The following is an 11,214-nucleotide window of genomic DNA, read 5'->3' on the forward strand; positions in this document are numbered from 1 at the left end:
TTCTGCCCGGGATCGCTCCGAGTTCGGCGAAACGTGTGCCCGCAGCGGGGACGAGACGGTATACAGAACAGCCCCCGGGAAGGGTGTCCCGGGGGCTGCGCGTCGAAGGGGCTCTGTGGTCTAGAAGGTCTCCTGGTCGTCCGGTTCGGGCTCGGCCGAGGCACGGCGTGATGTGGTGAGCACGGTGGCCGTTCCGATGGCGACGAGCAGTCCGCCAACCCCGCCGATAATCCACGCGATGGCGTCGGAACCGGTGTGAGCTAGGGCTCCTGCCGGGGTGGCCGGCGTGGAGGCGCCGGCCGGGGCTGCGGAGGCCGTGGACAAGGTGGAGGCCGGCTGGTTCGCAGAGGCGGTAGGCGAGGAGCCGTCGCCCGGCTTATTGGCGCCCGTCGACACAGGCTTCGGCATGCTGGTCTGGCCGTTGCTCGGCTTGGCCGTAGGAGTGGACGGGGTGCTGGTGGGCTTGTGCGTCGGCTTGTCCGAGGGGGTGGGCTTCGGGGTCGTCGCGGTCTTGGCGTTGGTAACGGTCACGGTCACCGGGGCGCCGGGGCCGGCGGTGAACGTCTTCGACGGCTTGTAGAGGTCGTAGCCGGCGGGGGCCTTGGTCTGCTGGACCCAGAACTGCGCCTTCCGGCTCGACACCGGCAGTTCCCCGGAGGCCGTGCCCCCAGCCCCGGTGGTGAGCGTCAGGAGCGTGGAGCCGCCGGTGCCGATGTTCACGGTGGCGCCGGGCAGGAGCTTGCCGGTCTTGCTGTCCTTGGCCTGCAGGAGAACCTTGGCGGCCTTGAAGGGGTCGGAGATGGTCAGCCGGGTGGTCGCGCCCGGTGTGACGATGACGTCCTGGTCGGCAACGACGTCATGGAGCGGGCTGCCGGAGGCCGTCTCCTTGAGCCGGTAGACGCCGGGCGCGAGGTCGGGGAAGGTGAGCTTCCCCTGGGCGTCCGTCTTCCCGCTTCCGGCCTCCTGGCCGGCGGCGTCGAGCAGCAGGAACGCGGCGCCGGAGAGCAGGTCCCCGGCCGGGTCCTTCTTGGTGATCTCGACGCTGCCCGCCTCGGGGGTCGGTGTCTCAGCGCGGGCGGAGGTCGCTGAGGGAGTCGGTTCGGGGGACGGGGCGGCGATGGCGGCAGCGGGTGTGGCGAGCACGGCCGCGGTGGTCAGGGTGAGCGTGGGCAGGATCTGATGGCGCTTCATGGCGAGAACTCCGGGCGGGCAATCGGTACGGGGAGGGCGGGCTCGACGATCAGCTGGCCTCGTCGCTCGTGCGCCGGCGGCGGCTGAACAGGTAGAGGCCCGAGCCGCTGGCGAGCAGAGCGGTCGCGCCGGCGATCAGCCACGGTGTGGTGTCCGCGCCGGTGTGGGCGAGGGAGCCGGACGGCGGAGCCGGGGGCGTGGTCGGCGCGACCGGGGGCGTCGTGGGCGGGGCCGGCGGAGTGGTCGGCGGTGCCGGGGGCGTGGTGCTCGGGGTCGGGGGCGGGGTGGTCGGGACGGGCTGGTCGGCGAGGGTGACCGTGACGTCGGCGCCAGGCTTCGCGGTGAAGGCGACGGGGGTGGTGTCGAGCTGGTAGCCGTCGGGGGCCCTGGTCTCGGCGGCCCAGTAGCGGGTGCCGGCCTTGAGGGTGACGTCGAGGTCGGCCTCGGCGGTGCCGTTCGTGCCGGTGGTCAGCGTGGTGACGACCTTGCCGGGGATGTGCTTGCCGGTCTTGTCCGTCTCGTCGGCCCGGATGGCGATGACCGCGCCCGCGAGCAGCTTGCCGGTGTTCTTGTCGATCTTCTTCACCGACAGGTCGGCCTTCTTGAACGGGTCGATCAGGTCGATCGGGTTGGCCTGGGCGGTGCGTCCGGCGGTGATGGTGACGGTCTGCTCGGGCACGAGGTCGTGTACGGGGCTGCCGGAGGAGGTCTCGCGCAGGCGGTAGGTGCCGGCCCGCAGCTGGTCGAAGGCGAGGATGCCCTGCGCGTCGGTCTTGCCCGCGGCGACCTTCTTCCCGTCCTTGTCCAGGAGTTCGAAGGCGGCGCCGACCAGGCGGCTGCCCTCGGGGTCCTTCTTCCGGATGGTGACGCCGCCGGTCGCCTCGTCCACGGTGACCGTGGCCGAGTCCTCCGCGCTCGTGGTGCCGCCGGCCAGAAGCATGCGCTGGGCGGCGGGGTTCTTCGGGGTGAGGACCTGCAGGTCGGTGGCGGGCAGGCCGTCGGCCTTCGCGGTGACGCTGGCGGTGCCCGCGGTCTTCGCGGTGAACTCCCACCGGGCGGTGCCGCTCGCGCTCGTGGTGACCTTCCCCGAGGCGGTGCCGGAGCCGGACTCGGCCAGCGCGACGGTCACCTTCGGCACGGGGGCGCCCGCGCTCGTGGCGACCTTCACCGCGACCGTGACCTTCGTCCCGGCGGTGGTGGTCGACACCGACGGGGTGATCGTGAGGGTGTAGGGGCCGGCGAGCCGCTCGGCCTCGGCGATGTAGCCCTGGGCGAGGGTGCGCGCGGTCGGCGAGACGACGGGGTAGGCGAGGCGCTGCTTGCCGCGGGCGCCGTCGAGGGCGTACATGCCGCCGGCCAGGTACTCGTACACGACCGCGTCGACGGCTGCCGCTCGGGCGTTGTCGCGGGTCTGCCCGTACTTGCCGATCACGTACGCCGCCTGGGCGAGACGCTCCTTCGGCACGGTCTTGCCGGTCACCGACGACGTCCAGGAGCTGACCGGCCGCGGGGCGCCGTAGCCGCCTGCGTCGGCCGGGCCCTTGCGCTCGGGGTCGGCGCAGTAGGTCTCGGTGTCGCCATGGACGGCCGGGCCGGGCGGGCCGTATGCGCCGATGTGGGAGGCGTCGGCGTGGCCTTCGGAGTCGGGGATCGTGTAGCCGGGGCCCAGGGAGACGGGAGCGGGGGCTGCCTGGGCGGGAGTCCAGGCCAGGGTGCCGGCCACGCCGGCGGCGGTGGCTACGGCCAGGGTTCGGAGGGCACCGCGAACGGTACGGGCATGCACGAGAAAGGCTCCTTGGTACGCGTGGGAGGACGAAGTTCAGAGAGATCGGCCGAGGCGGACGCCCTTGGGAGGCGGGGCGACGGGCAGAGGGCCGGTCGTCTGTTTGGCCGGCGCCGGTGCGGCAACGTAGAGGTGACGGCGGGTGTGGAAGGGGATGTCCTGGGCGGTGCGGTGGACCGGCTCGGTGGAGATCAGCGAGGCGGCGAAGGCCGCGACGAGCGTGGTCGGCGTACCGAACGAGAAGCGCGCCTGCCAGTGGGGTTCGCTCGGGTATCCGCCCCATGCCCGCCAGGTCGGGCCGTCAGATCCCGTGGTGGCGTAGCGGTGTCGTACGCCTCCGAGGCCGTCCGGCGCCAGGAAGGTCTGGGTGCCGTCCGTCTTGACGCTGTGGCTCCAGCCTCGCGCGAACAGTGGTGCATACGCCTCGTGCGGTGCTGTCGCGTCCTCGTGCAGCCAGTCGCGGTCGCTGTACCGGTCTTCGAGGTAGAGGTCGAGCAGTTCGGTGTGAAGGTCGAGCAGCGGCTCGATTGGTGTGGTGGCGTCGAGGGTGATCCGCCAGGCCACCGGGCCGAACGGAACGCGGTTGGCCCCGATGGTCCACGTTCCCTTGCCGGGCTCGTCAGGCTGGGGGGTGAAGCTGGTCCACAGCCTCAGGCAGGGGCTGGTGGCGATGGCCGTTCCTTCTTCGGGCTGGTGCAGTGTCCAGTCCTTGTCGAAGGGGAAGGGCCAGGCGGTGTGGATACTGGCCGGGCCGGGTCCTGCCAGGTGGCGAGGAAGGACCTTCACGCTCTGGGCGGGGTCGAGATTGTGGAACGGGTCGGTCGACATGAGTGGCTCCTGGAGAGACTGAGCGAATCGCTCGGCACGATGGGAATGCTCGGCTCACCGGGCTCGGCCGCCGCTGCGGGCGGCCGGCGGGGCGGGGGTCCTGTGAGCAGTACGGCCCGCGGTGCGTGACGACGCGGACTCGGCCCACGCACCGGGGAACCAGACGGTCGTGTACCGCTCGATGGCGACACGCAGCCCGGTGGTGACGGCGCCCTCCCACGGCGGCCTGCCGGGACGGCGGTATGCGGTGAACGTGCCGTACTGCTTGCTGTTCGCCAAGGTGTTGCGAGCCTCGTCGCGGCGGTGAAAGGTGCCGTGGTCCACGAAGTCGAGCACGACCGCGTCGATCTCGCCCCGGTCGGGGTGGGCGACCGCCAGGCGCAGGCCGCCGTACGTGTCCGCGTGAATGGTGCGGCTGAAGTCGATCCGCAGCCGCAGCGGTGCGCCCGCGATGGGGGCGGCGTAGTAGGTGGTGCCGACGACCGTGCTGTCGGGGAAGGGGAGGCACAGTTCGGCGAAGAACTCGGGGGCGTGCAGGGACAAGCAGCGTCTCCGGTCGAGGTCGAGCTGGTGTCAGCGGCGCGGGCCGGGCAGGGCCGGGCGGCTGGTGGTGCTCCAGCGCGGGACGCTGGCGGCGGGGAGCGTGGCAGGGCGGCGGGATGAGACGCGCTGCACGTCGAGCGGGGTCGGGGCCGGCGAGCTGGGCGGGAGGACGGGGGTGAGCTGGGCCATGCCCTCGACATAGCTGTGGGTGTCCTCACGCCAGCGCGGCAGCGGGGCCGGGTCGGAGACGCACTCGACGACGGCCTTGAGCAGGGCGACAGGGGTGTCGGTGCTGGCCGTGGCATACCAGAAGGGCCGGTCCAGGGACGTGCCCGCCCATATCTCCCAGCGGGCCGCGCGCGTGGCCAGTTCGCCCTCCGGGGCGAGGTGACCAACGGTGAAGTTGAGTGCGGCGAGCCCGTCGGGGGCCTTGACCACGAACGTGTCGGGCTGGGGACGGTCGAGCTGCCAGCCGCAGTTGACGAGCACGGCGACGGGGAGGAACGGATTGTTCTTCGCGCTGCCGGCCACGGGGCGTGCGAGGTAGGCGTCGGGGCCCTGTTCGTAGGCTTCGGCGAGAGCGGTGGTGAAGGCGGTCACGAACTCGGTCGGGGTGGAGTCGTTGAAGCACACGCCCCACGCGGGCGGGCCGAACGGGTCCTTGTAGGCGTTGATCCGCCACAGGCCGTCGTCCTCGCCTTCGGGGAGGAAACCGAGGCGGATCTTGCGGTCCGGGGAGTTGACGTAGACGTTGCCGAGGTCGTCGTGCTCCAGGTCCCAGCCGAGGGCGCGGAGCGGGGCGAGTGCGGGGTCGCCGATCGAGAGGGAGCCGGCGAGATGGCGCGGGGAGACGTAGACGTCTCCGTCGATATCGGAGCGCGGGTCGGGCGCGGGGCTCATCGGACCGCCTGGGTGGTGACGGTGATCTCGTGGGCGGCGGTGTCGAGGCGCTCGTTGACCTCGGTGGTGTCGCGGCCGGTGACGATGTAGAACCCGGCTCGGGCGGTGAACAGGTCTCCGTGGGGCGGCAGGAGGACCGGGTCGCCGATCTGGCGGGTCCACTGCACCTGGCGCAGCCAGGGGGTGCGGGCCGCGAATTCCTGGTTGATGTGGCGCTGGGTGAGGGTGCCGGAGGCGGCCGGGTAGAGCATGCGGATACCGGCGGTCTCGTGCCGGGTCGGGGTGAGGTCGGGGGTACGGCCGCAGGCGAGGTCGGCTGCGGCCTTGGGCAGGTCGATGCCGGTGGCGAGGCGGACGAGGTGGCCGATCATGTCGCCGCCGATGCGGGCGTTGACCTCGATCAGGCGGGGGCGGCCGGCGACCAGGCGCATCTCGACGTGCTGGACGCCGTCGGTGATGCCCAGGGCCTTGATCGCGGCGGCGGCGACCGGCGCGGCCTGGGCGAGGAGCGGGTCGTCGGGGTCGACGGTGTGGCCGGTCTCCTCGAAGTACGGCGCCGGGCCGAGGCTCTTGCGGGTGACGGCGACGGCGGTGGTCTCGCCGTGGTGGGTGACGCACTCGACCGAGATCTCGGGGCCGTCGAGGTACTCCTCGACCAGGACCGCGGTGTCCTCGCGGCTCTGGTCGGCTCCGGCTGAGGCGAAGTCGAAGGCGTCGGGCAGCTGCTCGGGCCGGTCGATGCGGATCACGCCGATGCTTCCGGCGAACGCGGCGGGCTTGAGTACGGCGGGGTAGCCGATGGTCATCGTCGCCAGCCCGGCCTCCACCAGGGACCGGGCCTTCATCGAGGCGGCCGAGGGCACGCCGTGGCGGGCGAACAGGGTGCGGGCGGTGGCCTTGTTGCGGCAGGCCCGCATCACCTCGACGGAGTTCGTCGGCAGTCCGAGCGCGCGGGCGAGGCGGGCGGTGGGAACGAGATGCCACTCCGTCCAGGTGACCACGCCGGCCAGTTCGTGGCGCTCGGCGAGGGCGCGGCCGGCGTCGAGCAGGTCGGTGGTGCTGTCGAGGTCGGCGACGGCGTGGTCGACGATGTACGGCTTCTCCCACGACGGCTCGGTGCCGGTCAGCAGGACGACGTCGTATGAGGCGGCCACCTGCTCAAGGCAGTAGCCGCGATAGATCACATCACCCGGCGAGACGACGAGGAGGCGGGGGCGAGCAGACAAGAAGGGGCTTCTCCGTATCGGTAGAGGGCGGGACGGGGCGGTCAGGCGGCGCGGCGGCGGCGCAGCTCGAACGCGCCGGCCCAGCGGGGGTGCTCGTCGACCAGGCGGCGGGCGTAGAGGGCGGTGAAGTTGTTGTTCAGCCCGGCGACGCCGTGCGGGAGTTGGCGGCGCAGGTCCTCGAAGAGGTCCTTCACACCGACGCGGGTGGCACCGGCGGCAAGACGACGCGCGGCCAGGCGCTCCAGGGCGCGGTACACGTGCGGGTTGTGTGCGTCGAAGGCGTGGAACTGCTCGGTGATGGTGCGACCGCGCGCAGGGTTCGAGCCGAGAGCGACAGCGGGCATGGGGGTCTCCACAGGCTGGGGAAAGCGTGGCGGGGTCAGGTGTGCAGGGCGGGATCGGTGCGCAGGCGGGCGAAGGCGCAGAACAGCCCGAGTGCCTGCAGCGCGGCGCAGGCGGTGATGACGTGGCCGAGTGCCTCGGGCGGGGTGAGCGCGGTCAGCACGCCGGCGACGGGGAAGGGCAGCAGGAGGATGAGGATGGTCACCGACAGGGTGCTGCCGAACTTCTCCGGCGGGATGAGGCGGGAGCGCAGGGTGCGCAGGACCACCGTCATGCCGCCTTCGCCCGCCATGAGGAGGGCGACGAGGATCAGGTAGGAGCGGTAGTCGGGCGCCTGGGCGGCGGCGAGACAGGCGAGCGAGGCGAGAGCGGCGCAGGCGGCGCCGACCGGCCACAGGCCCAGGCGGTCGATCGCGAACCGGCAGATGGTGACTGCCAGGAGCGTCGCTCCGGCGGCGGCGGACCAGACCAGGCCGACGGCGGTCGTCGACTGCCCGAAGTGCTGGACGACGATCACGGGCCCGGCCGCCTGGAAGAGGCCCGTGGCCAGGTTGGACACAGTGAGCCCGGTCACGAGCCAGCCGAGCGCGGGCAGGGAGCGGATGGTGCGCCACCCGGTGAGCAGGCCGGCGTCCGCCTGATTCCGGGGTGCCCGGGCCGGGGCGACGGGCGACGGGGGTGTGCGCAGGGCAAGCAGCGCGGCCAGCAGCGAGAGCGCGGTGATCACCGCGAGCATCTGCGGCGGGCCGGTGAGCAGGAGCAGTCCGGCGAGCGCGGGGCCGGTCAGGGTCGCTGTCTGGTCGATCCCGAGCAGAACGGCCTGGACCCGGTGGGCGCGTGCACCGGCTCGGCGGCCGGCGGCGGCCCCCGCGGTCTCGGCCGCGATGTAGCTGAACTCCGTGAGCACGCCGGTGGTCGCCGCGAGCGCCATCACGGTCACGCTCGCCACGATGCCGGACGGGTGAAGGTAAAGGAGTACCGCGCCGGCGGCGAGGGCCAGCGCCCGGCCCAGGGAGGCGAGGTGGAAGACGACGGAGGCTCCGCGCCGGTCGACGACCGACCCGGCCCACCCGAACGCCGCCAGCCTCGGGATCCACTCCAGCGCGAACGCGGCGCCGGTGAGTGTGGCGGAGCGCGTGGTGGCCAGGACCAGGAGCGGGATGCCGTAGGTGGACATGGCGAACGCCAGCGCGTCCGCCGTACGCGGCAGGTAGATGCCGCCCACCAGCCCGGCGGTGTGGCGCGCGTGCCGGGGCATGACCGCTGCGCTCACGCGGCCGGCTCAGGCTCGGGCAGCGCGGTGACCTGCGGATTGCTGGTCATCCACTGGATCAGCAGGGCGCGAAGAACACCGAGGTCCCTCTCGCGCCCGGAGCCGGACAAGGACCCGGTACTCGGGGAAGCGGAGCCCTCGGCCTGCTCGGTCGCGAGCGAGGCCGCCAGGAGGTCGAAGGTGTGCCGGACGCGGCTGCCGAAATCACTGACCGGCTCCGGACAGTTGTGGCGGCGGGCCCATCGGGCGGTCGCGTCGTAGAGGTCCGCCAGGGCCGAACCGGCCTCGGTGAGTTCCAGTCCGACGCCGGGTACGGACCGGACGAGACCATGGACGCGGCCCGTCTCGACAGCACAGCGCAGGTGGTGCGGGGACAGGTTGTGGAGGATGCCGGCCAGCCGTCGCGGCGGTATCGCCCCGTTGTCGTCGATCTCGGTGATGAGCCGGACCAGCGGCGGCGAGGCCAGCAGCACGATGGCCTTGTCGAGTTCGGCGGAGGTGAACAGGGTGGTCATCGGCGCGGGCCTCCCGCCGGTACGGCCGCCACCGGGCGGGCGGGCGTGGCGTGGGAGAAGAGGTCGCGGTTGCGCCACGTCGGCCGGGACTGGTTGCTGACCCATCCCTTCGGCGCGGGCGTCGTCTGGGGATGCCCCCAGACCGGGTGCTGGCCGGCCTTGCTGAGGGGCTGGCCGGCGGACCACGCGGACAGGGCTCCGAGAACGGGCCCCAGGCCGTCGCCCGCTGCGGACAGACGGTAGGGCCGGCCGATCCCGTCGGTGTCGACCAGGCCGTCGGCCACCAGCTGGCGCAGCGGCGGGTAGACGTTGGTCCAGTCGCTGGAGGGCATGACCATCCTGGCCAGCGCCCGGCCGCTGACTTCTCCGCGCTGCTTGAGCACCCACAGCAGGGCGGCGGCGTGCCGGCGGGTGAGCAGGATGAGGCTGTCCTCGACCTGCTCGATCGCGGGGAGCGGACGGTCCGGCTTCTCCAGGTGCTCCTCGGCCCAGGCGACGATCACCGGCAGCACCGGCAGCAGGGCGGCACCACGGTCGGTGTGGCCGTAGGTGACGTGCCGCGCGGTGTGTTCGGTGCGCTCGACGAGCCCGGCGTCGCACAGCGACTTGAGCTTGGGGTGGAGCTGGCCGTTCTGCAGCCAGGGCACCCGGGCCGCCAGCTCGCTGTAGCGCAGCGGCGGACCGGAGAGCGCCAGCATGATCCTGACGTTCCAGCGCGGAGTGATCATGGCGAGGGCCTCGGTGACCCGGGCGATGTCGGCGTCGGTGTCGGGAGGCAGAGCGGTGATGGCCAAGGGAGGGACTCCTGGGAAGTGAGAGGGATTCACCTGCGGGTCAGCGGCTTCGGGGCGCGCTTGGGGCCGGACGGGACGGAGCCGGTACGGGCGGCGCGGAAGCCGGCGGGGAGGGTGCCGGGGCCGAGGTACGGGTCAGGCTCTGCAGAACTGCGGAGGCCGACTTGGTCTGGGCGTCGCGGGTGGCGACGGCTTCGGCGAGCCGGCGGGCTCCGTCGAGGAGGTGAGAGACCTCGTGCCGGTCGATCTGCCGGTCCGGGTTCAGGAGCCGGGCGAGCTGATCACGGTGGAAGTCGATGCTGCGCTCGGCGAGGGCGAGGTCGGTGTGCATGCCGAGCAGGGCGGCGAGCATCCCGGGCGGCTGGTCTTGGGCACAGGCTTCGAGGTCGGCGAGCGGAGCGCCGTACAGTTCCTCGATCCGTCCGGCTATCTCGGTGGACGTGGGATGGGGCAAGCGGGGGCTTTCACGGTCGGCGGGGCCGGGCCGCCCCGGCACGCGAAGGTGCCGGGGCAGCAGGCGAGGCCAGGGCGGTGGTGGCCCTGAGCTGGGTCATGCGGACAGGCCGGGGCCGCTGATCGAGCGCGGGCATGGTGCGCAGCAGCTCCCCGAGCGCGGTGCGGTAGCCGTCGCGGGCTTCGAGCGCCGCCTCCAGCCACTGTGAATCGAAGCGGAGCTGGTCCGCCGACAGCTCGCCCATGTCGCGGTCCGGCCGCATGTCCGCGTGGACGCGGTCGCGGACGCGGGCGACCTGTTCCTCGGTCAGGGCGAGGAAGGAGCGCAGTTCCATGGCCCGGGCGAGCGCGGGAGAGGCATCGGGACCGCATGCCGCCTCGTACAGCTCGGAGACGGCGGCGTCGAAGACGTCCTGCAGCTCGCTGTCCATGGTGCTGGTCTTGATTCGCACGCTCACCGCAGGGCCCTTCCCGCTCGGGCCACCGTCGGCGCGGGGACTCCCGCAGGCCGGCGAGCCGGACTGGTCTGCACGGCCGGCCCTGTTCGGGAACGGAGGCGGGCGAGGCGTTCGGCGGCGAGACCCTTCTTCCCCGGAGCGTCCGGGTCGAGGAGCCACCCCACGACCAGGGCCCGGCCGTCGCGGGCGGTGACGGCCGCGTTCACACGGTGGGCGAGGTCCATCGTCGGGTCGTCGACCTCACTGGGCTGGGTCGCCAGCGCGGCGAGGAGATCGTCCTCCGCACGGTCGAGCACCGCCTGGGCGTCGAGAAGCAGACCGTGCCACTTGACGATGTCGGTGACGTAGGGGTTCGTGGCCGGATCGTCGGTGACCACGGCCTTCAAGTGGTCCATGCTCGCTCCGAGATGGGCTTCGATCCGTGCGGTGAGCACGCCCACGACGTCTTCACCGACGTCGGGTATGTCGTCAGACAAAGGGAAAGGTTTCCTTTCCGGAAGGCGAGACCGGAGGGGAAGATGGGGAGTTCGCGGGCGTCCCACGTTCAGCCGGTGGGACGGGAAGGGCGCGGGTGGGGCTCTCAGTCGAGGCACATGCGGACGTCGCGGTAGACGTACGTGCCGGAGACCCAGCCCTTGACGCCCGTGGTCCTGTCCGTGATGTAGAGCCAGTTGCCGCTCTTCTTGTGCACGGTGAACTTGTGGCTCTTGTAGAGAACGCCGAGGGCCGTGGACTTCGTAGTGGCCTTGGACCGGATGGTGACGGCCGCGGTGTGCACCTCGTACGGCAGCGGCGGCAGGTCGTAGCAGCTGATCGCGAGGGCCGCAGGCACGGCGGCGGGTGCCGCGCTGGCTGTGGTGGCGGACAGCACCGGCAGAGCCAGTGCGCCGAGCATCGCAGCAGATACG

General features: G+C 72.2%; 14 protein-coding genes. All 14 read right to left on the reverse strand.

The window, feature by feature from the left end; all coding sequences use genetic code 11:
• Nucleotides 1-120 precede the first annotated feature (120 nt).
• Complete coding sequence (locus tag ABZ135_RS15030) at nt 121-1,191, reverse strand: SpaA isopeptide-forming pilin-related protein (RefSeq protein WP_356695623.1); 1,071 nt, start codon at nt 1,189-1,191, stop codon at nt 121-123.
• 49 nt (nt 1,192-1,240) lie between these two features.
• Nucleotides 1,241-2,974, reverse strand: a complete 1,734-nt coding sequence (locus tag ABZ135_RS15035; RefSeq protein WP_356695625.1) for a SpaA isopeptide-forming pilin-related protein — start codon at nt 2,972-2,974, stop codon at nt 1,241-1,243.
• 36 nt (nt 2,975-3,010) lie between these two features.
• Nucleotides 3,011-3,802: a DUF317 domain-containing protein gene (locus ABZ135_RS15040; protein ID WP_356695627.1), complete on the reverse strand. Its 792-nt coding sequence runs from the start codon at nt 3,800-3,802 to the stop codon at nt 3,011-3,013.
• A gap of 54 nt (nt 3,803-3,856) precedes the next feature.
• Nucleotides 3,857-4,345: a hypothetical protein gene (locus tag ABZ135_RS15045; RefSeq protein WP_356695629.1), complete on the reverse strand. Its 489-nt coding sequence runs from the start codon at nt 4,343-4,345 to the stop codon at nt 3,857-3,859.
• A 30-nt stretch (nt 4,346-4,375) separates the two neighbouring features.
• The gene (locus tag ABZ135_RS15050) at nt 4,376-5,245 is read right to left on the reverse strand and encodes a DUF317 domain-containing protein (protein ID WP_356695631.1); all 870 of its coding nucleotides are present in this window, start codon (nt 5,243-5,245) and stop codon (nt 4,376-4,378) included.
• Nucleotides 5,242-6,471 (reverse strand): ATP-grasp domain-containing protein, encoded by a 1,230-nt coding sequence (locus ABZ135_RS15055; protein ID WP_356695633.1) that lies wholly within the window; start codon nt 6,469-6,471, stop codon nt 5,242-5,244. Before ABZ135_RS15055 ends, ABZ135_RS15050 begins: the two co-directional genes overlap by 4 nt.
• A 41-nt stretch (nt 6,472-6,512) precedes the next feature.
• Nucleotides 6,513-6,815 (reverse strand): hypothetical protein, encoded by a 303-nt coding sequence (locus ABZ135_RS15060; protein ID WP_356695635.1) that lies wholly within the window; start codon nt 6,813-6,815, stop codon nt 6,513-6,515.
• Between the two features lie 35 nt (nt 6,816-6,850).
• Nucleotides 6,851-8,086, reverse strand: coding sequence for an MFS transporter (locus ABZ135_RS15065; RefSeq protein ID WP_356695637.1), 1,236 nt, complete (start codon nt 8,084-8,086; stop codon nt 6,851-6,853).
• On the reverse strand, nt 8,083-8,601 hold the full coding sequence (locus tag ABZ135_RS15070; protein ID WP_356695639.1) for a regulator: 519 nt from the start codon (nt 8,599-8,601) through the stop codon (nt 8,083-8,085). The genes ABZ135_RS15065 and ABZ135_RS15070 overlap by 4 nt, the downstream gene beginning before the upstream one ends.
• The gene (locus tag ABZ135_RS15075; RefSeq protein ID WP_356695641.1) at nt 8,598-9,395 is read right to left on the reverse strand and encodes a helix-turn-helix domain-containing protein; all 798 of its coding nucleotides are present in this window, start codon (nt 9,393-9,395) and stop codon (nt 8,598-8,600) included. Before ABZ135_RS15075 ends, ABZ135_RS15070 begins: the two co-directional genes overlap by 4 nt.
• Before the next feature lie 40 nt (nt 9,396-9,435).
• Nucleotides 9,436-9,849, reverse strand: a complete 414-nt coding sequence (locus ABZ135_RS15080) for a hypothetical protein (protein ID WP_356695643.1) — start codon at nt 9,847-9,849, stop codon at nt 9,436-9,438.
• Nucleotides 9,850-9,859: 10 nt separating this feature from the next.
• The gene (locus tag ABZ135_RS15085; RefSeq protein ID WP_356695674.1) at nt 9,860-10,279 is read right to left on the reverse strand and encodes a hypothetical protein; all 420 of its coding nucleotides are present in this window, start codon (nt 10,277-10,279) and stop codon (nt 9,860-9,862) included.
• Nucleotides 10,280-10,302: 23 nt separating this feature from the next.
• Nucleotides 10,303-10,782, reverse strand: a complete 480-nt coding sequence (locus ABZ135_RS15090) for a hypothetical protein (RefSeq protein WP_356695645.1) — start codon at nt 10,780-10,782, stop codon at nt 10,303-10,305.
• 104 nt (nt 10,783-10,886) lie between these two features.
• Nucleotides 10,887-11,201, reverse strand: a complete 315-nt coding sequence (locus ABZ135_RS15095) for an SH3 domain-containing protein (RefSeq protein ID WP_356695676.1) — start codon at nt 11,199-11,201, stop codon at nt 10,887-10,889.
• Nucleotides 11,202-11,214 lie beyond the last annotated feature (13 nt).

Origin of the sequence: Streptomyces sp. NPDC006339 (assembly GCF_040612775.1) — a bacterium.
In the GTDB taxonomy this organism is placed as follows: domain Bacteria; phylum Actinomycetota; class Actinomycetes; order Streptomycetales; family Streptomycetaceae; genus Streptomyces.